This window comes from Francisella adeliensis (assembly GCF_003290445.1).
Classification (GTDB): Bacteria; Pseudomonadota; Gammaproteobacteria; order Francisellales; family Francisellaceae; genus Francisella; species Francisella adeliensis.
Genome location: NZ_CP021781.1, coordinates 1,054,794 through 1,079,169, shown reverse-complemented (window position 1 = coordinate 1,079,169; position 24,376 = coordinate 1,054,794). Strand labels below are relative to the sequence as shown.

The window sequence follows — 24,376 nt, the reverse complement described above, 5'->3', positions numbered from 1 at the left end:
AGCAAAATTATATCATAAAACACTTTTATAGCTGTAATAAAACCTTATACTTATTAAGCAAACAATATCATATTTTATAATTCATGAAGATTTATGTATCACTTAGTAATAACGTATATTTTAATTTAGCACTTGAAAACTGGCTTTTTCTTGAACAGTTGAAGGATGAGAAAATATTGTTTTTATGGCAAAATGCTCCTTGTGTCGTTATTGGTAGAGCTCAAAACCCTTGGTTAGAGTGTAATTTAAAAGCTATGGATAAAGACAATATTCCCGTTGTTAGAAGGCAAAGTGGTGGAGGTACTGTATACCATGATTATGGTAATTTGAACTATACTATTATCTCTCCAAAAGATCAGCATGATGTGAAATCTAATCTTGATTTAGTCTGTTTGGTAGTAAATAAGCTTGGATTGAACTTATATCCTAATGAAAGAAATGATGTTGTAGTAGATCATGAAAATTTTACGTATAAGGTCTCTGGTAGTGCTTTTAGAGAGAAAAAAGATCGAGCATTTCATCATGGCACGCTGTTGATACATACAGATACTACTAAACTTTACGATTATCTTCATCAACCTATTGATAACTCACTAGATACTAAGGGAGTAAAGTCTCATCGCTCTAAAGTACTTAATTTATCTGAAATTATCTCAGATATGCAAACTCAAGATATTACGCGTTCATTTATGAGAAATTTTGATTCTATTGAGCTGAGTCTTATAGATGAAGAAACTCCATTACATAACAAAGAGCTAATAGAAAAAGAAATCTCAACACTAAAAAGTTGGGACTGGCGATTTGGTAAAACGCTACCTTTTACAAAAACATACACTCAAGATGACCAAGAGTTAATAGTAGAAGTTCAAGCTGGGATGATAGCAAGTATTTCTTTAGGTGATACTAAAAAAGATATGACTTCTAAAAAGAAGAAGTTCGAGTATAGTTATTCTTTTGATTATTTGAAGAAGTTTGTATAAATCTGAATAAAAATTAAATGCTAATTATTTTCAATGTTTCCTATCTCTAGCAGATTCATTATATTACCTCGTTTATCATTTTCAAACTTAGAGTTCCTTCATTTAAAAGAGATATATCACTAACTTGGTGTGCATACCAAGTTATCGTAACAGAACTATATATTGCTCTAAGTATAGCTATTGTATGAATACTATTTTCAACTTCTCCATAAATATTCCAAAATATAGAATGTGCTTCTTTAGGGAGATATTGATATACAATAGCTAGATCTATAGCTGGATGAATAAGCTCTGAGTCTCCCCAGTCTATAACACCATATAAATTCTTATTATCTATAATTAAATGTTTTGCATATAAATCTCCGTGACATAATCTAACGATATCAGAGATATTAATATTCATATTGTTTATATAAAAATGTTCAATTTTAGAGCAATCTCCTAGTAAATTATTTCCTATTAAATAGTCTATACGTTCCTTAAGCTCTAAATATCTACGTTTAAAACCTAACCTATCACTTTGATCTTTTTTGATACCCAATTCAACACACTTATCTATAGGGAAATTATGCAACTCCTTTAAAAAAATTGCCAAATTTTCTGCTATATTTATTCTATCATTGCGATTTAATTTAGAATTATCAGCAGTCAACCCAGATATATAGTCATGGGCATAAAAGTTGTATTCAAATAATTTTGGTGATGAGCATATATATTTTGGGTAAGGAACTCTAATCTGTTTTGATCTAATGCATTTTGATAATATATTTATTTCATTTGATAATAATATTGCAGCTTCATCATGTTTGGGAAACCTAAAACATAAATTGTTATTAACAATCCATGTAGTATTATCCCATCCTTCTCCTAGTAGTTTAATATCATTAATTTCAATATTAGGTATGTTTGCATTAATAATACCAGCAGCGTGATCAGCTGATATTATATTTTTATATTCCCATGGTTTTTCATTCATTTATTATATGCTCTTATTATAAGTTTTATCTTTAAACCTCTCCCTCAAACTCATCTATAAATTTCTGAGCTGCGGCTATCCTTTCCTTACAAACTTTATAACTCTTTGAAGCTTGCTCTAGCATAGGTGCTAGTTCATCAAGTAGTGCTGGGTTATCTTGGCTATCTTGTAGCTTTTCATTTATCTCTTCTAATATTTCATAGTTTTTTGCAAACTTTTTACTTTGAGTTGCCATTATTTTTTTACCTCGACGCTTATTTGTCCATCACTGTAGACTATGTTTAAATTTGAATATTTTTCTGCTTGCTCTTTTGTAGTTATATACTTACCATCACTAGATTTTGTAATGCTAAAACCTCTCTTTAAAGTTGGCTCTACTGATACTGATAATATCTGCTTATACAAATACTCACTAATTTGCGCATAATGACTAAGCATATTTTTTGATATTGTATTTGTATTTTTAAAGCATTCTTCAATACTATGACTGTAGTACTTAATTGAGTTTTTACCCGCAGTAATAATGCTAGTGTATTGTCCTTCTATAGCTTTCTCATAGAGTTTCAAGCTACTACTTGCTATAGATTTTGTGTTTTTATAACTATGCTCAACTTGATAATCTATGTTTTGTAAATAATTTCCTAGCGTTACCTTAAAATCCTTATAAATACTTTCAAGATTTGCATTAGTTTGCTTTGCTAGGTTTTTAGTTATATTCACAATTGCTTTATAGTTATGGTTTGCATTTGTAGCGTTATCAATTATTGAATTTGTGATAAAATTTATTACTTTTGATGGAGTGTCAAACTTCTTAGTACAAATCTCATCTAAAACTGTGCTATCTCGTTCATGGCCTATACCAACCATTACAGCTATTTCACTATTGCAAATACTTTCAGCAGGTAAGATGTTATTAAACCAATCCAAATCAGCCTGTGAACCACCCCCACGAATAAGTACTATAGCATCATATTTATCAGCTTTGTTGGCGATGTTATCAAAAGCTCTTGCTACTGATACTGCACAATCTTGCCCTTGCATTTTAGCTTCAAAGATGTCAAATTTACACAGATTTAAATCTTGTAGCTTATCTGCTTCTTCAAAGAAATCACCTTTACCTGCAGCCGTTGTACTTGTAACTACAGCAACTCTTGTAAAGTCACTTGGTAGAGCTAGAGATTTATTTTTATTGATGATGTTTTTAGCTGTAAGAGTTTCGAGTATATCAAGTTTACGAGCTTGTCTATCTCCTAGAGTAAATGCAGGCTCGATATCTATCGCATTAAGGCTAAGCCCAAAACTCACATGGTAGCTAACAGCGACTTTTAGCATTACCTTCATATCTGAGCGAAGGCTCTCACCTGTAGTGCTAAAGAATTTACGATGAATATAATCAGCTTTATTTGCCCAACAATTACATCGAACTTTTGCAACTGGATATCTACTTATACCATCATGCTCTATAAGCTCACCATAATAATGCTTGCCAGATTTTCGCCATTCAGATAGTTCAGCTCGCACCCAATAGCCATCATAGCCAAAGCCCATCTCTATGGTACTTTTTATAAGTCCTAGAAATTCGCTTAATTTTAGAGATTCTTGCATAGAATAATCTGCTATATAAGAAATTGTTTTGTAAATTTTTACACTTCTCTTACAAATATACAACCTTTATCAAAATATGAATACTACTACCACTATACATTATGAGATAATTATGTTGATTATCTAAATAACTAAGGAATCTAATACATGATTAATATCTCAAAAAACGCTATTGCAGAGCTTTCAAGAATACGACAACATATACACCAGTATCCAGAACTAGGTTTCGATGTTCAAAACACAGCTTCTTATATAGTTGATGAACTTAAAAAATTAGGTTTAGAAATCAAGGAAGGTATTGGTAAAACAGGAGTTGTTGCAGATCTAAAAGTATCTGAATCGTTTAAAACTATAGCTTTAAGAGCTGATATGGATGCTCTACCAATTCATGAAAAAAACAACTGTGATTATAAGTCAAAGATAGAGGGTAAAGCACACATGTGTGGGCATGATTCTCACTGTGCTATGGTGCTTGTTACTGCTCAACAACTAGTTGCTAATAAAGATAAATTAAATGTAAATATTCGTTTTATTTTCCAACCTTCTGAAGAAGTTCTTCCTGGCGGAGCACCTGCGATGATTAAAGATGGTGCTCTAATAGGTGTCGATCAAATATATGGTATTCATGTATTGCCAACCTTAGAAGAAGGCAAGATGCAAGTTTGTTCACCAGTAGCTCTTGCAGGCGTATCTTTATTTGAAATAACCTTTCATGGTAAAGGTGGTCATGCTAGCACACCTATGCTATCTAATGATCCTATAATTATGGCATCATCATTTGTAACACAGGTACAGACAATCGTATCTAGAAATGCTAATAGCTTTGACCCTATAGTTGTGTCTGTAACTGCTATTAATTCAGGTTCTGCTTTTAATGTCATACCTGATCAATCAACACTAAAAGGTGCTGTCAGATATCTTAGTTCTGATGGTCAGCAAACAGCTAAAAAAAGAATTTACGATATAGCAGAAGGTATAGCTAAAACTTATAATGGTTCTGTAGATATTGATTTTGTAAATGGATATCCAGAAACAAGAAACTCCGATGAGCCCGTAAAGCGATCATTAGCCTCAATGAAAAAGACTCTTGGAGAGCAAAATGCTATTCAGTCAAGTATACCTTGGATGGCTTCGGAAGATTTTTCATATTTTGCTAAAGAAATCCCTGCCTGCTATGCTTTTTTAGGTGTTAGAAATGAAAATAAAGGCTTTACTTCAATGGTGCATGAACCGACATTTGATCTATCAAATGAAGCTATGCTAAATGGTTTAAACTATTATATAAACCTTATAGAAGGTTTCTAGAGATAGTAGTTATTTAATTTCAGTACTATATAGATTTCTAAACTAACCTTTAAAACTCTTATCATATTTCATTCTAATGCCTTTTACTCCTGATCTTACAATATCAATGAGTTGTCTTTTATAGGGTGAACTTCTATTTACTAAAATCATATGTGACTCAACCGGATAATCAATCTCAAATCCATCAACTTTTTTAATATTACTAAAGTCTGATATAAGAGTTTCATAACAATATTCTGACATAATAGTTAAAACATTATCATTCATCAAAACTGGAATTTTCTGAGAGTCTGTATTTGCTATGTATACAACATTATCACGATTGAGTTTGTGTAGAGAGCCATCTTTTAAGAACTTAACTTTTTTAAGATTAAAGTCATAGTCGTGATAAATCATATTAGCTTTTAGTAGTTCTTTAGGTGAATTATGAAATTGTTCTACAAAATCTTTTTTACCATAAATATGTGCAGGAATAATCAAATCATCAACAGAGTAACAAATAATCCAACGGTCTAAATCTACATACTGAAGGTCATTTTCATATATTTCAATAATACTATACGAGTCTAAATTATATTCTCTTCCATTGAGATCACGATTTAAATAGCTATTAAGATAAATATTTAATGGCTTATTAGAAATTTGCCTAATATCTGATAATGCATTATTAATTAGCATTCGTAAAAATAATGGTGTTCCTAAGATTTTAAATGATTCGCGTTGTTCAAAACCATTATCTTTGACATTTATTATCGCATTTTCTAAACCTTTTAATTGTTCTTTACATGAATGATAAAACTTCAACCCTTCTTCAGTTGGAAGGATACGATTGTTTTCAGGCTTTGTGAGCTTTAAATCTAGATAATCCTCTAGTAGTTCTATTTTGTTTTTAACAGTATTTATCTGAATATCATAATAAGATTTGACCGCACTATATGAGCCAAGCTCGACTAATTTACTAAAATAACGAGTTGCTTCAATAATATCTTTTCTTATAGCTTTCATTAATTAACTCACCTATAACTTAACAATCATATCTTTATTCTCTTTATGGTATCCACCTTTTTTATGGTAAATAATAATTCCAATCAGCCCTACAAGACCACATATAACCCCAACAATAGCCGGACCCAAAAAGTGATAATCTGTCATAGTAATAATAGTTGTACTTACTAGTGGAGCTACACCACCTACTATTGCAAAAGCTAGGTTATAACTTAATCCAACTCCAGAAAGCCTAACATCTGTAGGAAATAAATCACAAAGTAAAAATATAAATGTACAAGCTACAAGTGCATAACATAGCATAATACCTATTGATGATATAACTACTGATATCACACTACCAAAACAACTCATAAAATAAAAAGCAGGAAAAGAGCCTAGCATCACTAGTATTGTTCCTAGTTTAAACATTTTAGCGATACCAAATTTATCTGAAAAATACCCGTAGATGAAAGAAAAACAGGTTAGAATAAACACACTTGGTGTAAGTATCAATGATATTTGCCCAGAGTTATAACCAGTCAATACACCCTCAACAAACTTATGAATATATAGCGTAAGCATAACGCCACCAAAAGCAACAATAACAACCATACAAATACCAGCAAATAGATTAAGGCCATAAGTAGATATTAATGAACTAAAGGAATGTCTTTTTTGCTGATCAATATTCTTAAATTGAGGTGTTTCATGTAAATTTCTTCTGATGTAGTACCCAATAAAACCTAGTAAACCACCAATTATAAAACCTGCTCTCCAAGCATAATCACCAAATGCGTATTGTAAAGCAAAGCCAACTATGTCTGAGAATAAAAAACCACAAGTTACAAATGTGAAAAGTATTGCACAGGCAAATCCAATTTTACCTTTAACAGATTCATACACTATTACATAAGCTCCAGGAAGCTCGCCACCTAATGCAACTCCTTGTAATATTCGTAATAGTACAAATGCAAAACTTGCAAATAACCCCCATTGAGCATAACCTGGCATTAACCCCATACATAGAGAGCAAGTACCCATTAGAAGTATAGTGAAAAGTAGTAAGCGTTTTCTACCGATTAAGTCTCCCACAATACCAAGTATGGTACCTGCAAAAGGTCTAACCAAATATGCTATAGAGAAAATTAAGACTGTAAGGAAGGTTTTAATAGTTGGGTTTGTTATACCGGCAAAGAAAGTTGCAGATATCTCTTTTGAGAAGATTATATACAACACAAAATCATAAAATTCTAATACTGCCCCAATACCTGCTAAAAGGATTACATTTCTACTATTCTTATCGTACATATTTATATTTGTTAGGTTTATCTCATCAAATATGATACATATCTCAAAAGCTTTTTAGAAGAGGTTTAATTAGCTATAAGAAATTATCTATATCAACAATTTTTAGGTAGTCCATTTTGGTATCTAAAAACATTTCACCTATTGATTTGAATTTATGAGGAATGTCTGTTACGAAAAATTTATATACTCCAATATTTGCAGAAGAGTTTGATATATCATAATCTAGCAGCATTTTTTTTAGTTCAATAGTTGCTAAATAAGATGGGTCTATAAGCTCAATATCGATAAGTATATCAGCAAGAGTTTCTTTGATAATAGGATAATGTGTACAACCTAAAATCATACAATCAAGCTTTTGACCATTGAAATTAGCTAAGTATTCTTTTGCTATTATCCTAACTATTTCACCTGATACGAAACCTTCTTCTATCATCGAAACAAACAGCCCACAAGCTTGAGGATAAATTTCAGATGTTGGGTTTTGCAGTTGTATATTTTGAGTATAAGCGTTGCTATTTATAGTTGCTGGAGTTGCAAGCACACCTATGTTTTTAAGGTTTTTCACTGACTTTACAGCTACACTAATCACATCTATTACAGGAATATCTTTTGCTATATTTCTAACAATATTTTTTGCTAAAGCAGAGATTGTATTACAAGCTATTATGATAACTTTTACATCATATTGAACTAAGAAATTTGCTGTTTGAGCTGCAAATTTTTGAATTGTTTCTTTCGATTTAGTTCCGTAAGGAATTCTAGCAATATCTCCAAAGTAAACTATATTTTCATTGGGCAGTTGCTCCATGATATTTTTAACTACGGTAAGTCCACCGACACCTGAGTCAAATACACCAATTGCTCGAGAATCAGACATTATTTTTTATCTAGTTTTCTAATTATTTTACGACGAGAACGCGTAGGCATTGATTCAAGATACTGCTCTTTAGCCTCAATGAAAGGCAGTAAAGTCTCAAGTTCTAAAACAGCTTGGTTTGCATCATCTGCGATAAAGTTATCACTTAATTCGGCTTGATCATTTGCAAATATAACTATAGTAACTACGGGGATCCCCTTTATATATATCTTTTGATTATAAAGAAAAGTCTGTAGCACTTTTTTTTGTGCGAAAGTTTGTCTGATTGGGTTTTTAATAGTTTTAGCATAAACCTTTTTATTTTGAGTGGTTTTTTCTACCTGCCATTTGTCAGCCATATTTTCAACTTTAATAAAGCCACGATTGTTTTTAACCTCTACTATGTAGATACTCTTTTTTGATATAGCTATAAAATCTAACTCTCTTTCACCAACGCTAGATTTTTGATCTGGTAGCACTATTCTATTAAAAAGAACAAATTCATTACTTAGCTTCTTTAGCTCTGTTAGAACAGTAGTTTCACCTTCTGCACCAGATATTATAATATCTACAGGATTATCATCTTTTGTAATTAAAAAGAAAAACACGAATAAAATAAAGGCTAAAGTAAAGCCAACTTCTACTGATTGAGTTACAAATTCAATATTGCCTAGATATAAGTCAACACCTACGATTAAGCCACAAAGAATTATAGAGGCATATAGACTTTTTTTAGCCCTATAAAAGTAATTTTTTAGCCTAGCTATTGTAAAGCGTAAAAATAACCTATCTTTTTTTAATTTAGTTTCAATTGCCATGATTTAATAATTATTCTTATAACTCTAAGAATTTCTGTTTAATTTCCAAAATTTTGTCTCTAATATGTGTAGCTTGCTCAAACTCTAACTCTTTTGCATGAGCTCTCATTCGCTTTTCTAAGGCTCTAATAACTTTAGTTGCTTCACTACTACCTAGTATAGCTGAAACATCAATTTCATCAACCTTTATTCTAGAGTTGTTTTTGTACTCTCGTTTCTGCATTTCAGGAGAACTATCAAGCATATCATCTATATTTTTAACAATAGTTTTTGGCGTTATACCGTTAGCTTGATTAAACTCATCTTGCAACTGTCGGCGACGAGCTGTTTCATCCATAGCTTTTTTCATAGATTTTGTAATGACATCTGCATATAATATCGCTCGCCCTTTTTCATTACGAGCTACTCTACCTATGGTTTGAATAAGAGCTTTCTCAGAGCGCAAAAATCCTTCCTTATCTGCATCAAATATCAAAAGTACACCAACCTCTGGCATATCCAAACCTTCTCGTAAAAGGTTAATACCTACTAACACATCAAATACACCCTTACGCAAATCATGGATAATCTGCACTCTCTCAACAGTATCAATATCCGAATGTAAATACCTTACATTTACACCATATTCAGATAAATATTCTGTAAGGTTTTCAGCCATTTTCTTAGTAAGTGTTGTGATTAGTATTCTTTCACCTTTAGCTATAGATTTATTTATCTCAGAAAGAGCATCTTCAACTTGTATAGCTACAGGTCTTACAAAAACTTCAGGATCTAAAAGACCTGTTGGTCGTATAATTTGTTCAACCGTGTTTTGAGATTTATCAAGCTCATAATTAGCTGGTGTTGCTGATACATATAGTGTTTGAGGTAATATTTTTTCAAACTCCTCAAATTTTAAAGGTCGATTATCTAGTGCAGATGGCAATCTAAATCCATACTCTACAAGATTTGTCTTGCGTGATCTATCACCTTTATACATACCGCCAAATTGTGGTAGTGTTGCATGAGATTCATCAACGATAACTAAAGCATTCTCAGGAAGATAATCAAGCAATGTTGGTGGTGGATCACCCGGATTACGCCCAGATAGTAGTCTTGAATAATTTTCAATACCTGTACAATAACCAAGCTCTTGTATCATTTCAATATCGTACTTTGTGCGTTGCTCTATTCTTTGAGCTTCAAGGAGTTTGCCTTCTTCTTCAAAGTGCTTAATTCGTTCTTTAAGTTCAACCTTTATTTTTTCGATCACTTCACCTTTTCGCTCTTTTGATGCTACATAGTGAGTTGATGGGAATATAGTTGCTCGATGGAGTTTTTTTATTTTCTTAGAGGTAAGAGAATCAATAGTACTTACAGCTTCAATCTCATCATCAAAAAATTCTACTCGTATGGCATCTTTTTCTGAATCTGCTGGGAAAATATCAAGCACCTCTCCACGCACACGAAAGCTACCACGAGAAAAATCCATATCATTTCTTGAGTATTGCATCTCAACAAGCTTGTTCTGGGCTTGCTTCATATCTAAAGTTTCGCCAACTTTAAGATGGAGAATCATTTGCATATATTGCTCAGGGTCACCTAGACCATAGATAGCTGAAACCGTTGCGACTATAATTACATCCTTTCTTTCAAGTAACCCTTTGGTTGCTGAAAGTCGCATTTGTTCGATATGCTCATTTACTGATGAGTCTTTTTCAATATAAGTATCAGATGCCGCCACATAAGCCTCTGGCTGATAGTAGTCGTAGTAAGATACAAAATATTCTACAGCATTATCTGGAAAGTATTGTTTCATCTCTGAATACAGTTGAGCTGCTAAAGTTTTATTATGAGCTACAATTAAGCATGGCTTTTGTGTTTGATTTATCACATTAGCCATTGTATAAGTTTTACCAGAACCAGTAACACCAAGTAGTACTTGATGTTGAAGGTTATTATTTAGACCAACCACTAAAGATTTTATAGCTTCCGGTTGATCACCAGCTGGAGAGTATTTTGTTACTAGATTGAATTTGTTTTGTGGCATAACTTGGATTAACCTTTATATTTTTCTATAGCTTTTACTATCAGCTAAAAGCATATTTATAACTTTACCAATTACAATTGTAAGCACAAACGCCACTACTGCAATTCCTACATATATGGTAAATGCGTGGTTATATACCTCTTTCATTTCTATAACATTTAAATTCTTAACACTATCAATAGCTGCAAATTTTGCAATAATTCCAGCCAAGAAACCACCAATACCCATTGTAACTAACCAAAGTCCCATAAACATACCAGTTTTACCTTTTGGTGCCAATTTTGTTGCTAAAGACAATCCTATTGGTGAAATACAAATCTCACTTAAAGAAAGCATCAAGTATGCCATAATGACCCAGTATCCTGCAATTTTTGCTAGCTCACTTGTAGTATTAATTCCTGATATTACAATCATAAAAACAAAGCAAAGTAAAAACATTCCTAAGATATATTTTTTTACATCATTTAGATAATTCCAAAGCTTAATAATTGTAAAGCCAAAAACAATAACACCAACATTATTAGCAATAATAAAAGATTGTGTTGTCATAGGAATACCAAAAAAACTATGCTCGACTAATCTATTAATAAATAAATTCATAGATAAAAACATCTGGTTATATATTCCCCAGAATACAATAGCTATTGCTAAAAACAGCAAGTATGCAAAGGATTTTTTTAGCTGTTTAGTATCATGTATGCTTATCTTTATAACCACGAAAATACTTACAAAGATTACCAATACAAAGAAAATAACTGACACTTTTGGATTATAGATAATAAATGTAGCTACCACTATAGACACAAAAATCATCAGTATAGCACTTAGCCACTCTGTAAAACTCACATTATCTCGAAGAGGCTTCAAATTTGATAGTTTAAATCCAAAATAAAAAATTAAAACACCTAATAAAACCCCACTAGCTGCAATACAAAAACTAATAAGGCTTCCATAATGCTCATAGAAATATCCTGCTGTAAAATTAGCAAGCATTCCACCAATATTTATACCCGCATAGAAAATAGTGAATCCTTTATCTCTGTTAGGATCACCAACCTCGTATGATAAACCTAATAAGCTGCTAACATTTGACTTCAACAACCCTGTCCCAACACTAATAATGCCCAGCCCAATACTTAGAATAAGTAGAGAAGGAGCTATGGCAGATATTAAGTAGCCAATAATTAATACTATCCCACCTAATATAACCGAACGATAGTATCCAATAAATTTATCTGCTATGAAACCTGCCACTATAGACGTTATATACAGTAACCCTGTAAATCCACCAACTATAACAGCAGCCTGGGAATCATCTAGGTTGTATTTTTTTAAAAGAACAAAAACTAATAAACCTAGTAAAATTTTATACCCAAATCTCTCCCACATTTCGGTTGTAAAACATATAGGTAAAGCTCTAGGGTGTTTTTTTGTTTGTATATTAGACATTATAATTTCCGTGAATTTTATTTAGATTAGAACAAATACTCTTCTAACTCATAAAGTAAACCTTGCTGTTCTTCTGTTAGCTCGCGGTTTGTACGCACATCTTGCATTTCTTGGTAAATATCTTCCAATGATTTACGTGGTTTGCCTCTATGGTCAATTAGCATCTCATCATTTTCTAATGTTACAATACGATTTAGATATTCTTGAAATTCCATTTGTGCATTATCTGGTAGCTTAGAAAAATCTAATCGCCCAATTATTCGTAATGCTCTAGTATAGTAGTCTTTAGGAAGTTGGTTTAGCATCTGAGCTTTTTTGACAATATCTGAGACATGGAACTTATCGCAACCTCGTTCATCGGCACTAGTCATAAAACCACTTTGATAGATATTTGCATTTGCATCTATGTTTTCAATTTCAGAATATTTATACTCAAGTACAAATTCTACAAAATCTAAAAACTTATCCGCATTTGCTTTTATAAATTCTTTATTCGCCTTTATAAGCTCTAGCCTTTCTTTAGGTAACTTACCAACAAAACGAGTTTTCGCTGGTAGTATTAGCGGAGTATCGCCCCACTTTTTATTTAAAGTTAGTCGCCAATGCTCAGCTTCAAGGCTACCATACTCCTCTACAAACTCACTCAAAAGACAACTATCTAGTCGCATAAATATCTGCTGATTTTTGTAGTGCCTATGCTGACCAAGGTCGAGTATTGCCGACATAAAGTTATTTTTAAAACCAAATATACCGCTTACAGCTATCGCCTGCTTGTAGCCTTTATCCGCAACCTCTAAGCCTACATCTAGTTGAGATATGGTAGCTTCATCGGTCTGCTTATCAAACTTATCTAGTAGGTATTGCCACATTTTTGGATTTACTTGCTTTAGCCTTTTTGCTAACTCAACTGTTACAATCACATCTGTGATAGCATCATGGGCTCTACCGCCACTATAGAAGTTATTCTCAGCATTCAAGTTTTCAAGCTTTAATGATGTTTTCTCTACACCTTCATCATTTATAACTTTTGGCCATTTTAAAGCTTGTGTGCAAAATATACTGTAGCTAGTAACTATAGGAAACAAATCAGCCCTAGAACAACCATTTTTAAACTGGTGTGTATAGGGCGGTAGCATATTTTTATAAAATGCAAAACGCAGGAACTCATCATCAAAACCAAGTGTGTTATAGCCTATACTAATAGTACCTGGGGTATTAATGATCTTATGAATCTTGCGGATAGCTGCATACTCACTTACACCTGTATTTGCTTGTGCTATAGATATATGGTGCGTAATAGTCGCCATAGGGCTAGGAGTTGTATCTGGATTTAATTTTACAAAAAAGTTAAATCTCTCAATCTCATTAAAATCAAGATCTGTGCGAATTGCAGCAAACTGTAAAACTTGATCAAATGATTTGTTAATGCCTGTAGTCTCGAGGTCATAAAAAAGAAATGTTTGGTCACTAGTCATATAAAATTTTTAACTCTTAATTTTATTAAATTTCTAGCTTAGAATTTTAACACACCTTGAGAATGATTAATAACTGAGAATAATTAGATAACTAATGTTAAGCAGGCTGTCTTGTTGCAGCAATCACAACTTCACGAATATTGATATTTTGCGGCTGACTATACATAAACGAAGCTGTGCGAGCTATATCATCTGCAACTAATACTCCACCCATTGACTCTTTCCAGCTTTCATAGTCTGACTTTATTTGATCAGAAGTTGTATGACTTAAAAGCTCTGTTTCAACTGCTCCTGGGCAGATTGTCATAATTCTAACATTATCATCAGCTACTTCTTCACGCACATTTTCACTCATTGAAGATACTGCAAATTTTGTACCTACATAAGCAGCATGATTAGGGAATGATTTCTTACCTGCAATCGAGCTTATATTTATGATTGTACCAGATTTTCTAGCTCTCATATCGCCCAGAACTGCTTGCATACCATTAAGTAAAGCAAGTACATTTACATCATACATTTTTTGCCACTCGATTGGATCTTGATTATCAATCTGTCCAAGAAGCATCAATCCTGCATTATTTACTAATAGCTCAACAGCACCATACTCAGCTTCTGCATCTTTTATAGCATTTTTTAAAGCTTGAATATCCGTTACATCCACTTTACGAATCATAGTATTAGGTAAGTTTAGCTCTTGCATTTTCTCTACTCTTCTACCTATAAGTAAAAGTGAATGTCCTGCTTCTGAAAAGCGTTTTGCAATTGCTGCACCAATACCTGAACTTGCACCTGTTATTACTACTAAAGATTTACTCATTTTATTTCTCCATTTTTTATTAAAGTTTCACTGTGACTTATTGATTGTAAATTATACACAAGAGTATTAGACTGATAAATACTAATAATCATAAAACATTGTTACAAAATAATGAACAACATAAATTGGCGTGGAATTTATTCCTTTATCCATGTAGCAGAACAGCAAAGCTTCACAAAAGCTGCAGATATTTTAGGGGTAGCAAAATCTAATCTAAGTCAAAGTATAAAAGATCTTGAGAGTGACCTTAAAGTTCAGCTTTTATATAGAAGTACAAGGCATGTAAAAGCTACTGAAATAGGTGAAGAATATTATAAAAAATGCAAAAAAGCTCTTCAAGACTTAGATACAGCAACCCAGCTTGCAACTCAAGAAAGCAATGAAATAAATGGGGTTATAAAAATAAATTGTGTTGGTGGAATAATCGGAGAAGATATTATCGCTCCACTTTTACTTAAATTTCAACAACAAAATCCAAAAGTAAAAATCCACCTAGATTTTTCTAGTAATCGTATAAACCTTTTAGAAAGTGATTATGACCTAGTAATTCGTATGGGAGACTTACCCGATTCAAATCTAATAGCATCGTATCTTAGAACAGTATCTACCAAATATGTTGCAAGCCCTAGCTTTATTAAAAGGTATGCACAAATAACAACCCCTAGAGAACTTGAAAAACTACCTCTTGTTTACGGTAGTGTTAAGCAATGGAATCTAGTCTCAAGTGATGACAAATATACTCTCCATATTCACAATAATGGTACTCATGCGACTAATGGTAGAGTTATGAAACAAGCTGCTCTATTAGGCTTAGGAGTTACAAGACTTGTAGATGTATATGTAGATGCTGATATCAAAAATGGTAATTTAGTAGAAGTATTACCAAAATATACAGAAAGTACTCAACTATCTATAGTTTCACCTCCTGTGAAATACCAACTAAAACGAGTCAACTCACTAATAAAATATTTAAAACAAGAATTTAATAGTCAATATCTTGAAAAGTTTGAAAGTGTTAGTAACTGAAATAGTACAATTAAAGTAGCACTCTATCATATTTAGTTGTTAATCTATCAAAATTCCTTTGAATCTGCTCTTTAGTATATGTAACTAACTCTTTATATAACTCGCTATCATGTGTTTTTTGCTGAATAAATAATGTGCGGTAAGTTTTTATATTTATCAAAAGCTCATCCATTAGGACAACAACTTTCCTATACTCATTATATTTATCTTTTGAATAAAATTCATATCTTGCGTTTGCAAGTATCTCATTTAACTGAATGTTTTTTTCAACTAAAGCTATAACTCTCTTATTCAAAATATGAGTATCAACATCATCAACAATCTTTTTAAATTCGATATAATTTGTATAAAGTTCTTTGATGAACTGTGTTCTATACTTTTTACCTCTAGAGATAAATGTAACCATAACTATACATACTGTACCAATAGTTACACTAACTACTCTAATAATAAATAAATCTAAGCTCCACCCAACAAATAAGCCAAAGTACATAACCAAATATATATGTATAAAAAAGACACTAGTAGCATAATTCAAAAATAATGTGTAAATATAAAATGCTAATGCAATACCACATAATATGGCAAGTAAAGTAAAGTACCCATCAATATACTTTTGGATTAACATCAAGGTCATTGACCCAAGAGCTGTACCTAGTAAAGAAAAAACCACAATAGATTTTGCTCTTTTATAAACCACACTTGTACTAGTACTTGCTGCTACACTTACAACAGCTATCACTATCCAGTATATTCTGTCACGAAAATGTTGCTCTCCTGATAACGAAAAAACCACATAACCTATAAGAAGCCCTATAGTACAAGCGACTAGTACTCTTATTGCAAGTAAAGTAGTATCAGAAAGCCTATTGATATATTTATCCTTTACAAAGATCATCGTAGGCCTCCTTTAGATTTTTTACATTAATGAACATATCATCAAGAAGTAAAACACTATCAAACAATATAGGTTTTTTAAGCTCATCAAGGTGATATTTTTCTATATATTTTATTTCAAACTTATATTTTAAGTGATCAAGTTCTTCAAACTTAGAAGCTATATCAGCATTTGCTCTTTGACTATACAAAAATAAAAATAAGGTCTTTTTGAAAATAGCCTCTAGATCTTTAAGTAAACTCTCCACCTCTTTATGGTCATTGAACCCAATTTTGATATAATTGTTACTCAGTCGTTTATAATTTAGTATAAATTTAGCTGTTAGTCTATTCAGTAAAGCAATGTTGTAGCAAAAATATCGCCACTTCTCATGTTTGGCTTTTTTTAAAAACATTAAACCATGATCTTGTAATGCGATAATGTTTTTGAACTTAGCACTATTAGCTTCAAATACTTTTGAACGAGTAAATCTTCGATAACTTGATTTTTCAAAAGTTTCAAAGGTATTTCTAACAAACAGTTTAGAAAAATCCATAATAACTTTTTTTATCTCTTTATCAGTCATAGGTTTATAACTTCTTATTAGTAAGATATAAAAAGCTAAACCGATAATAACTGCTGTAATAGTAAAGGTTAAGTGATTATCACTATCTAACGGGAATCTCACAAAACAAATACATGTTAGTACAGTTATCATTATCGGAAAAAATGCAAATGCTGCTCCAAACCTTCTACTCCAAAATGCAAAAAAAGCAACAAGAATTATCAGCATAAAATTATCTTCAAAAGCTGGATGAACTAATGGTGATAAATTAATCATAATAACAGCTGTAAGCATATATAAAAAAAATGCTAATCTTTTCGCTTCAATACTGCCAATTAAAACACTCGCAGCTAAGTTAGCTATAAATAGAATGCTTATAACTATTAAGTTTCTATCGAAATTAAGATAAGTTGCAATACTCAAAAAACAGAAAAATATTAAAGCAGATTTTATAGCACCGTCTTGTAAAACTTTAATAGGATCTTGGTCAATATATTTATGATAGATTTTATTGATGTCTAGCATTTTAAGTGCTCTTAAAAAACATATTGCCTTTGATAATCGCAATTATATTGTAAAAGCTAGATGATTAATATCTTTGTATAGTTATTTTTTGACAAAAGTGTAGTAAAATTTAGGAGATTAAAATTTAAAAACATTATTTAGATGATATATAAAAATAATTATGATGTAATTGTAGTAGGTGGAGGTCACGCTGGTGTTGAAGCAGCAGCAGCTTCAGCTAGAATCGGTGCAAAAACCCTCCTGCTTACTCATAATATAGATACTATTGGTCAAATGTCTTGTAATCCTGCTATTGGTGGGATTGGTAAAGGTCACCTTGTAAAGGAAATTGATGCAATGGGTGGGATCATGGCTAAAGCTATAGATGCTGCTGGTATTCAGTTTAGAATACTGAACTCGCGTAAAGGTCCTGCTGTGCGTGCAACTCGTGCCCAAGCAGATAGAGTTCTTTATAAAAAAGCTGTCAATGATCATTTAAACAATCAAGAAAACTTAGAAATCTTCCAGGATGCTGTGGATGACTTAGCTGTTGAAAATGGCATAGTTATAGGAGCTATTACGAAAACTGGAATAACTTTTAAAGCAAAAAAAGTTATCTTAACTGTAGGCACTTTTTTAGGCGGTAAAATTCATATAGGTAAGACTACACAATCTGGAGGTAGAGCAGGAGATCAACCATCAAATGCCTTAGCAGAAAGATTAAGAGCATTACCTTTTAGAGTAGATAGACTAAAAACTGGAACTCCGCCACGCATAGATAGCCGCAGTGTAGATTTTAGTGTTATGGATGTGCAACACGGTGATGATCCAACACCATTTTTTTCGTACTTTTCAAAAGGGAAAATAGCACACCCAAGACAAATCCCTTGTCACATTACATACACTAACCAAAGAACTCACGATATTATCAACAGTAATCTTGATAAATCTGCAATGTATAGTGGTGTTATTGAAGGTATTGGTCCTCGTTACTGCCCTTCTATTGAAGATAAAGTAGTAAGATTTGCCGATAAAGATCGCCATCAAATATTTGTTGAACCAGAAGGTTTAAACTCTATAGAGCTTTACCCTAATGGTCTTTCGACAAGCCTTCCATTTGAAGTACAAGTTGAGTATATTCGCTCCATTAAAGGTTTTGAAAATGCCTTTATCATGCGTCCAGGTTATGCAATTGAGTATGACTTCTTTGATCCTAGAGATTTACGCCCTACTTTAGAAACTAAATTTATCAAAAACCTTTATTTTGCAGGTCAAATAAATGGTACAACAGGTTATGAAGAGGCTGGAGCACAAGGTTTAGTAGCTGGTATAAATGCTGCTATTAGTGTAGATAGTGACAAATCATGGTACCCAAGCCGTTCAAATAGTTATATGGGTGTATTAATAGATGATCTTATAACTAAAGGTACAAAAGAACCTTACAGAATGTTTACTTCTCGTGCCGAATATAGACTAGTTTTGCGTGAAGATAATGCTGATTTGCGTTTATCAGATGTTGCTATCGAGCTTGGCCTGTTAAATGCTCAAGATAAAGCTAGCTTCTTAGCAAAAAAAGCCGCTATAAATGAGAATATTAGCAAAATGCAAAGTACTTGGATTGGTCCTCAAACTCAAAAAGCTCGTGACTTAGAGCAATATTTAGATAAAAAAATGACTAGAGAAAGTACTCTTTTTGACTTATTGAAACGCCCAGAGATTGATTACGATAAACTAAGCAAGATTGACGGGTTAGAGTTAAATCTTCAGGATACAAGTGTCATTGAGCAAATTGAAATATCTGCTAAGTATGCTGGCTATATTGATAGACAAAATAAAGATATTGAAAAGTCTGCGGTATTAGAGCTAAAAGAAATACCTTCGGAATTTGATTATTCTCAAGTTAAAGGTCTATCTAACGAAGTTTTACAAAAACTGACAGAGCAAAAACCTACAACTCTTGGTGAAGCATCTCGAATACCAGGAATTACTCCTGCAGCGATATCGTTATTAACGATATATATGAAAAAAACTGGATTTATAAAATAGGAGTTACTATGAAAAATAATTTTTTGAAGATTTTTGTTTTTTCGATACTGATATTTAGTTTATTTTCTTGTGCAACTAGACAGAAATATGTAGAACAACAGAAAGCTTGGATTGGTCAAAGTTTTAGTGATTACATGAAAGAGTTTGGTTACCCTAATAGCTCTATGGATGTATCACCTAGCCCTGATATTAAAACTTATGTGTATCAAAGAACTGCGGTTAATCCAAATACACCGATGTTGCGTGGAAATCCTGTACAAACTCTTATGGTGGCACAAAATAACCCTCAATTTGTTCAGCTTGGTGCTTTAAAATGTACCACTTGGGTATCAGTAAATGAAAAAACTCAAATAATTAAAAACATTACTTTCCGTGGTAATTACTGCGTAACCAGAAATTAGGGGTATATATTTATGAACATTAAACAAACAGCGCAACCTCTTGTAACTGGAATAATTGCTACCGCGCTATGTTTCAGTTTAGGTTTTTTTGAAAGTGTATTTAAATATAATGGGTTCCAGTTTTTTTATGCATATATAGCGTTTACTTTATTACTATGTTATCCAATGAATATTATTGCAATATATTTGGAAAAAGTACATCCAGAAATTAATACCTACAGTAAGCTAATTAAGAAATTAACCGGTAGCTCAAAACTTAAACCATTGAGTGTATTACTGACAGGTTCTATGGTTGTTATTTTATCAATTGTGATTTTTTCAATAACTTCATATTTTTTAGATTTCGTTGATAATGTTCCTGCTATAGACAAATTAAGTAGTGCTAGCTTAAGCTTTGGTTCTAGTTTTCCAATGTATATTAGCTTAGTAGTGATTTTAGTCATAATGGTATTGATGTTAGTGTTAATATCTAAAAAAGTGATTAATATAAATAATCTTATTGTCATAATATCTCATAATGCTTTATATTTAATTTTGATATTAGCAATTATTACTTTTACTTATCTACCTCATAGTAGTATTGGGATAGATGATTTTTTATTCGGTTTAAGTTATCAAACTAATACACAAATCCATAATATGATGGCAATGGCGATGATCTACGCTATTCTTAGTAATTTTGTTTCATTAGCTCTTTATAAAAATATTCTCGGAGTAGTAGATAATGATGCAAATATTAAATTAGCAGCTTTCAAAAGTGTTTTTTATAATATAGTTATTTCAATAATTTTTTGTATTGTTATATATGCAGTATTAGGAGACTATAGACCTTACCATGAGCCGGTAGAAAATATTCATATTAGTAGTATATTTATTGTAATAAAAGTATCTACACCTGTATATTATTTAATGCTAGAAGCTATATTTATTACTTTTAATATCATCGTATTTGTAGCTGCTATAAAATATATTTGTGAAATTACGCGTAAGCTACACTTAGAATTTTTAATATTTCTTATACCTTTTATAATAACTACATGTTTTATTTGTAGAGGTTATACAAATATATATTTTTCTATGATGTTTGGTTTTCACTTGATCATTATTTATTTGTTTTTATTCGATATATTTATGGTTGGTTGGGTTTATGATGCTCAGAAATTTAGTTATGAAATTCTTAAAAATACAGGAACAAAACTTTCTCCTATTTTTAATGTTACTCTGAGAATTTTTACACCATTAATTTGCTTATTTGTAACTATTGGATATATAGTACCCACTATTAGCTTACTAATACAGTTGCTTATAGCTTTTGGGTGCACTGTTATTTATATAATCAAAGGCTCAATTTTTAACAATATTTTTAACAAGAGAAAATTTTAACTATGATTTTTAAGAAAAAAGACAATCAAAATGAACTTAAAAAATTAGCTGCAATAGAAGCTGCTAAACAAATCACCTCTGAAATCACTCTTGGTGTAGGTACTGGTAGTACAGTTGCTTTTTTGATTGAGGAACTTGTTAATTATAAAGATAAAATCAAACAGGTTGTTTCAAGCTCTGAAGACTCTACTAAGAAGCTAAAAGCTTTAGGTTTTGATGTTGTAGATTTAAACTATGCTGGCGAAATTGATTTGTATATTGATGGTGCTGATGAATGCAACAAGCATAAAGAGCTTATAAAAGGTGGCGGTGCTGCCCTTACGCGTGAAAAGATATGTGTAGCTGCTGCTAAGAAGTTTGTGTGCATTATAGATGAATCTAAGCTAGTAAATATCCTTGGTACTTTTCCACTACCTGTAGAAGTAATCCCTATGGCAAGAAGTTTTGTAGCTCGTGAGATTATAAAACTTGGTGGTCAGCCTGTTTATCGTGAAGGCACAATTACAGATAATGGCAATGTTATCCTAGATGTATTTAACATGAAAATTGATAATCCATTAAAGCTTGAAACAGAATTAAATCAAATCACAGGTGTAGTAACTAACGGTCTATTTGCATTAAAGCCTGCTAATGTAGTTATTATGGCTAAGAAAGATGGTGAGATTGAGAGCTTTTAACATTCTTTACTCTTTTGCACAATAGATAGATAAATATTTAGTTTTATCAAATAATATCGGTTCAAACAATTATATAATTAGCCGTAAACTAAAGAGATTATGTTTAGATGAATAAAACTGCTGAAAGGTATAATAAATATAATAATATTTCCAATATCTTAACCTGTATGTCTAATAATCAGATTGAGCAAATAATATCAACTGGTGAACCGATGCATACCGGCATTGGTGGAACATCTCTAAAAATAAAAATAAACCATACCCCTATATTTGTTAAGAAAATACCAATAACGGATAGAGAGCTGCAGGCAGACAATTATATGTCTACAGCTAATATGTTCAATCTACCAATGTGTTATCAGTATGGCATTGGATCAGCTGGCTTTGGAGCTTGGCGTGAATTGGCTACACATAAAATAACAACTAACTGGGTTATTACAGGTGAGTGTTATAATTTTCCGATTATGTATCATTGGCGGATATTAACAGCTAATATAAAGAACACTATTTCAAGATCAGAGCGTGATGACTTAGATCAAGACACCATATACTGGGAAAATAATAAAGAAATACATAATCGATTAAAAGAAAAGCTTGAAGCAACACAATCAATATGTTTATTCATAGAATTTATACCAGAGAATCTTCATGAATGGTTAAGCAAACAGTCACTTAATGATACTTTTATTGATACAGTTAAATTGGTCGAAAATCAAATTCAAGAAACAATTGATTTTATGGGATCTCGTAACCTTCTACATATGGATGCACATTTTAGAAATATTTTAACTGATGGCTCACGCTTATATTACAGTGATTTTGGTTTAGCTCTATCTTCTCAATTTCAGTTATCTATGGAGGAGAAAAAATTTTTTTACAAAAATATTACTTATGATAAATCGAGTGGAATCCTGTATTTATTAAACTGTATTATTACGTCTATCAGTAAAAGAAGAAACATAATACTAGATGACGTTTCTTCTTTTACTAATAAACTTAATCAATATAAGCGAATGTTAAATCATGAAATTAAAGAAATTATTTCATCAGAACCAGCTTCACTTGATATGATTTTAAAAGATTATATGCCTATTGCCATAAAAATGGATGAATTCTATTACTGTTTAATGAAAAAAGATAAATCAACTCAATATCCAAATAACGTATTTGAAAAGCTCTTAAACAACATTGGTTGGGATTAAAAATATTTATCCAATACCTCCACAAATTCATCAACCATAACCTCATCAGTAGCCCAAGAAGTAACCAATCTTACCATTGAGTTTTGCTCATCAATATCGCTCATTACAAAAAAAGTGAATTTCTCTTGAAGCCTTTCAATTACATAATTGGGTAGTGCTACAAATATCTGATTACTTTCTACAGACTGTATAAGCTTATAACCAGCTTTAACGATTCCGCTAGAGAGTTTTTCTGCCATTTTATTAGCATGGCTAGTCAAGTCAAAGAATAGGTTATTAGAAAAGAGCTCTCTAAATTGAAGTCCTAATACTCGCCCTTTTGCTAATAATGCTCCTCGCTGTTTTATATTAAACGCAAAATCCACAGCTAGATTTTTATTCGGAATGATTATAGCCTCTCCAAATAATATCCCAGACTTAGTACCACCTATCCAAAATATATCTGTAAACGCTGCAATATCTGCCAAACTTAAATCATTAGCACTTGCCGTCAAAGCTGCTCCCAATCTTGCTCCATCCATAAATAATAGCAAATCATTTGCTCTGCAAGTTTCTGACAAACTTTCTAATTCAGTCTTTGTATAAACAGTTCCTAACTCTGTTGTATTAGATATATATACAAGCTTCGGTTTTGCCATATGCGGTGCATGAGAATTATTCTTTATAACGTCTTTAATGTCATCGGGAGTCAACTTACCATCTTCAGAAGCAACAGAGATAATTTTATGTCCTGTAGCTTCAATTGCTCCGGCTTCTCTTAATGCAATATGCCCGCTACTAGCAGAGATTATTGCTTCATAAGGTTTTAACATACTTGAGATACATATAATATTAGCTAGTGTACCACCTGCAACAAAATGTATAGTAACATCATTTCGATTAAAATGTTTACAGATTAAATTTTTAGCTTGTATAGAATATTCATCATTTCCATAAGCTGTTTGTTGAACTAAGTTAGTACTTGCTAATGCATCAAGAATATTTGGATGACACCCTTCACTATAATCGTCTGAAAAACTATATTTATTCATTTGTTTGTTATATTTTTAGTTGTTATCTTAGGTATTAAATCAAACTTATTAAAATT

Annotated in this window: 21 protein-coding genes and 1 pseudogene; 8 read left to right on the top strand and 14 right to left on the bottom strand. The window is 31.8% G+C overall.

Translation table 11 applies throughout. The features are described 5' to 3' along the window. Positions 1-83: 83 nt before the first annotated feature. Positions 84-980, top strand: coding sequence for a lipoyl protein ligase domain-containing protein (locus CDH04_RS05205; RefSeq protein WP_112870023.1), 897 nt, complete (start codon positions 84-86; stop codon positions 978-980). A gap of 58 nt (positions 981-1,038) precedes the next feature. Here CDH04_RS05205 and CDH04_RS05200 read toward each other — a convergent pair whose 3' ends face one another. The 3 genes and pseudogenes from CDH04_RS05200 to xseA form a co-directional block, all read right to left on the bottom strand. Next, a complete protein-coding gene (locus tag CDH04_RS05200; RefSeq protein ID WP_112870022.1) occupies positions 1,039-1,956 on the bottom strand; it encodes a phosphotransferase family protein in 918 nt (305 codons plus the stop codon). 31 nt (positions 1,957-1,987) lie between these two features. Then, positions 1,988-2,191 carry an exodeoxyribonuclease VII small subunit gene (xseB, locus tag CDH04_RS05195; protein ID WP_112870021.1) on the bottom strand — a complete coding sequence of 68 codons (204 nt, stop codon included), beginning with the start codon at positions 2,189-2,191 and terminating at the stop codon, positions 1,988-1,990. Continuing rightward, positions 2,175-3,561, bottom strand: a pseudogene (xseA, locus tag CDH04_RS05190) (exodeoxyribonuclease VII large subunit). Before xseA ends, xseB begins: the two are co-directional and overlap by 17 nt. A gap of 147 nt (positions 3,562-3,708) precedes the next feature. Here xseA and CDH04_RS05185 point away from each other — a divergent pair. Beyond that, positions 3,709-4,866, top strand: coding sequence for a M20 metallopeptidase family protein (locus CDH04_RS05185; protein WP_112870019.1), 1,158 nt, complete (start codon positions 3,709-3,711; stop codon positions 4,864-4,866). 42 nt (positions 4,867-4,908) lie between these two features. Here CDH04_RS05185 and CDH04_RS05180 read toward each other — a convergent pair whose 3' ends face one another. The 8 genes from CDH04_RS05180 to CDH04_RS05145 form a co-directional block, all read right to left on the bottom strand. Then, the gene (locus tag CDH04_RS05180) at positions 4,909-5,871 is read right to left on the bottom strand and encodes a LysR family transcriptional regulator (RefSeq protein WP_112870018.1); all 963 of its coding nucleotides are present in this window, start codon (positions 5,869-5,871) and stop codon (positions 4,909-4,911) included. 12 nt (positions 5,872-5,883) lie between these two features. Continuing rightward, a complete protein-coding gene (locus tag CDH04_RS05175; protein ID WP_112870017.1) occupies positions 5,884-7,161 on the bottom strand; it encodes an MFS transporter in 1,278 nt (425 codons plus the stop codon). A 73-nt stretch (positions 7,162-7,234) separates the two neighbouring features. After that, positions 7,235-8,038 carry a glutamate racemase gene (murI, locus tag CDH04_RS05170; protein ID WP_112870016.1) on the bottom strand — a complete coding sequence of 268 codons (804 nt, stop codon included), beginning with the start codon at positions 8,036-8,038 and terminating at the stop codon, positions 7,235-7,237. After that, positions 8,038-8,835, bottom strand: a complete 798-nt coding sequence (locus tag CDH04_RS05165) for a nuclease-related domain-containing protein (RefSeq protein ID WP_112870015.1) — start codon at positions 8,833-8,835, stop codon at positions 8,038-8,040. The genes murI and CDH04_RS05165 overlap by 1 nt, the downstream gene beginning before the upstream one ends. A gap of 16 nt (positions 8,836-8,851) precedes the next feature. After that, positions 8,852-10,864 (bottom strand): excinuclease ABC subunit UvrB, encoded by a 2,013-nt coding sequence (gene uvrB, locus CDH04_RS05160; RefSeq protein WP_112870014.1) that lies wholly within the window; start codon positions 10,862-10,864, stop codon positions 8,852-8,854. 15 nt (positions 10,865-10,879) lie between these two features. After that, positions 10,880-12,313 (bottom strand): peptide MFS transporter, encoded by a 1,434-nt coding sequence (locus tag CDH04_RS05155; protein WP_112870013.1) that lies wholly within the window; start codon positions 12,311-12,313, stop codon positions 10,880-10,882. Positions 12,314-12,339: 26 nt separating this feature from the next. Beyond that, entirely contained in the window at positions 12,340-13,788 is a 1,449-nt protein-coding gene (locus CDH04_RS05150; RefSeq protein ID WP_112870012.1) for an exodeoxyribonuclease I, read from the bottom strand. 97 nt (positions 13,789-13,885) lie between these two features. Continuing rightward, positions 13,886-14,608 carry an SDR family oxidoreductase gene (locus CDH04_RS05145; RefSeq protein WP_112870011.1) on the bottom strand — a complete coding sequence of 241 codons (723 nt, stop codon included), beginning with the start codon at positions 14,606-14,608 and terminating at the stop codon, positions 13,886-13,888. Positions 14,609-14,719: 111 nt separating this feature from the next. Here CDH04_RS05145 and CDH04_RS05140 point away from each other — a divergent pair, with 111 nt between their 5' ends. Then, positions 14,720-15,634 carry a LysR family transcriptional regulator gene (locus CDH04_RS05140; protein WP_112870010.1) on the top strand — a complete coding sequence of 305 codons (915 nt, stop codon included), beginning with the start codon at positions 14,720-14,722 and terminating at the stop codon, positions 15,632-15,634. Between the two features lie 10 nt (positions 15,635-15,644). Here the strand turns inward: CDH04_RS05140 and CDH04_RS05135 are convergent, their stop codons facing one another. Both CDH04_RS05135 and CDH04_RS05130 read right to left on the bottom strand, forming a co-directional pair. Further along, positions 15,645-16,532 carry an FUSC family protein gene (locus CDH04_RS05135; protein WP_112870009.1) on the bottom strand — a complete coding sequence of 296 codons (888 nt, stop codon included), beginning with the start codon at positions 16,530-16,532 and terminating at the stop codon, positions 15,645-15,647. Next, a complete protein-coding gene (locus CDH04_RS05130; protein ID WP_112870008.1) occupies positions 16,513-17,601 on the bottom strand; it encodes a hypothetical protein in 1,089 nt (362 codons plus the stop codon). The genes CDH04_RS05135 and CDH04_RS05130 overlap by 20 nt, the downstream gene beginning before the upstream one ends. Positions 17,602-17,742: 141 nt before the next feature. Here CDH04_RS05130 and mnmG point away from each other — a divergent pair, with 141 nt between their 5' ends. The 5 genes from mnmG to CDH04_RS05105 all read left to right on the top strand — a co-directional run bounded on the left by mnmG (position 17,743) and on the right by CDH04_RS05105 (position 23,289). Further along, positions 17,743-19,626 carry a tRNA uridine-5-carboxymethylaminomethyl(34) synthesis enzyme MnmG gene (mnmG, locus tag CDH04_RS05125; RefSeq protein WP_112870007.1) on the top strand — a complete coding sequence of 628 codons (1,884 nt, stop codon included), beginning with the start codon at positions 17,743-17,745 and terminating at the stop codon, positions 19,624-19,626. A gap of 8 nt (positions 19,627-19,634) precedes the next feature. Further along, positions 19,635-20,027, top strand: a complete 393-nt coding sequence (locus CDH04_RS05120; RefSeq protein ID WP_112870006.1) for a hypothetical protein — start codon at positions 19,635-19,637, stop codon at positions 20,025-20,027. Positions 20,028-20,039: 12 nt separating this feature from the next. Beyond that, on the top strand, positions 20,040-21,410 hold the full coding sequence (locus tag CDH04_RS05115; RefSeq protein ID WP_112870005.1) for an SLC5/6 family protein: 1,371 nt from the start codon (positions 20,040-20,042) through the stop codon (positions 21,408-21,410). Between the two features lie 2 nt (positions 21,411-21,412). After that, complete coding sequence (rpiA, locus tag CDH04_RS05110; RefSeq protein ID WP_112870004.1) at positions 21,413-22,087, top strand: ribose-5-phosphate isomerase RpiA; 675 nt, start codon at positions 21,413-21,415, stop codon at positions 22,085-22,087. A 107-nt stretch (positions 22,088-22,194) separates the two neighbouring features. Next, positions 22,195-23,289, top strand: a complete 1,095-nt coding sequence (locus tag CDH04_RS05105) for a protein kinase family protein (protein ID WP_112870003.1) — start codon at positions 22,195-22,197, stop codon at positions 23,287-23,289. On the opposite strand, the gene CDH04_RS05100 is transcribed toward CDH04_RS05105, so the two are convergent. Further along, positions 23,286-24,320 carry a threonine aldolase family protein gene (locus CDH04_RS05100; protein WP_112870002.1) on the bottom strand — a complete coding sequence of 345 codons (1,035 nt, stop codon included), beginning with the start codon at positions 24,318-24,320 and terminating at the stop codon, positions 23,286-23,288. The genes CDH04_RS05105 and CDH04_RS05100 overlap by 4 nt on opposite strands. Between the last annotated feature and the right edge of the window lie 56 nt (positions 24,321-24,376).

Bases quoted from the DNA above. Each gene is read 5' to 3' on its own strand.
- CDH04_RS05205 (WP_112870023.1), top strand. From the start codon at position 84: ATGAAGATTTATGTATCACTTAGTAATAACGTATATTTTAATTTAGCA.
- CDH04_RS05200 (WP_112870022.1), bottom strand. From the start codon at position 1,956: ATGAATGAAAAACCATGGGAATATAAAAATATAATATCAGCTGATCAC.
- xseB (WP_112870021.1), bottom strand. From the start codon at position 2,191: ATGGCAACTCAAAGTAAAAAGTTTGCAAAAAACTATGAAATATTAGAA.
- CDH04_RS05185 (WP_112870019.1), top strand. From the start codon at position 3,709: ATGATTAATATCTCAAAAAACGCTATTGCAGAGCTTTCAAGAATACGA.
- CDH04_RS05180 (WP_112870018.1), bottom strand. From the start codon at position 5,871: ATGAAAGCTATAAGAAAAGATATTATTGAAGCAACTCGTTATTTTAGT.
- CDH04_RS05175 (WP_112870017.1), bottom strand. From the start codon at position 7,161: ATGTACGATAAGAATAGTAGAAATGTAATCCTTTTAGCAGGTATTGGG.
- murI (WP_112870016.1), bottom strand. From the start codon at position 8,038: ATGTCTGATTCTCGAGCAATTGGTGTATTTGACTCAGGTGTCGGTGGA.
- CDH04_RS05165 (WP_112870015.1), bottom strand. From the start codon at position 8,835: ATGGCAATTGAAACTAAATTAAAAAAAGATAGGTTATTTTTACGCTTT.
- uvrB (WP_112870014.1), bottom strand. From the start codon at position 10,864: ATGCCACAAAACAAATTCAATCTAGTAACAAAATACTCTCCAGCTGGT.
- CDH04_RS05155 (WP_112870013.1), bottom strand. From the start codon at position 12,313: ATGTCTAATATACAAACAAAAAAACACCCTAGAGCTTTACCTATATGT.
- CDH04_RS05150 (WP_112870012.1), bottom strand. From the start codon at position 13,788: ATGACTAGTGACCAAACATTTCTTTTTTATGACCTCGAGACTACAGGC.
- CDH04_RS05145 (WP_112870011.1), bottom strand. From the start codon at position 14,608: ATGAGTAAATCTTTAGTAGTAATAACAGGTGCAAGTTCAGGTATTGGT.
- CDH04_RS05140 (WP_112870010.1), top strand. From the start codon at position 14,720: ATGAACAACATAAATTGGCGTGGAATTTATTCCTTTATCCATGTAGCA.
- CDH04_RS05135 (WP_112870009.1), bottom strand. From the start codon at position 16,532: ATGATCTTTGTAAAGGATAAATATATCAATAGGCTTTCTGATACTACT.
- CDH04_RS05130 (WP_112870008.1), bottom strand. From the start codon at position 17,601: ATGCTAGACATCAATAAAATCTATCATAAATATATTGACCAAGATCCT.
- mnmG (WP_112870007.1), top strand. From the start codon at position 17,743: ATGATATATAAAAATAATTATGATGTAATTGTAGTAGGTGGAGGTCAC.
- CDH04_RS05120 (WP_112870006.1), top strand. From the start codon at position 19,635: ATGAAAAATAATTTTTTGAAGATTTTTGTTTTTTCGATACTGATATTT.
- CDH04_RS05115 (WP_112870005.1), top strand. From the start codon at position 20,040: ATGAACATTAAACAAACAGCGCAACCTCTTGTAACTGGAATAATTGCT.
- rpiA (WP_112870004.1), top strand. From the start codon at position 21,413: ATGATTTTTAAGAAAAAAGACAATCAAAATGAACTTAAAAAATTAGCT.
- CDH04_RS05105 (WP_112870003.1), top strand. From the start codon at position 22,195: ATGAATAAAACTGCTGAAAGGTATAATAAATATAATAATATTTCCAAT.
- CDH04_RS05100 (WP_112870002.1), bottom strand. From the start codon at position 24,320: ATGAATAAATATAGTTTTTCAGACGATTATAGTGAAGGGTGTCATCCA.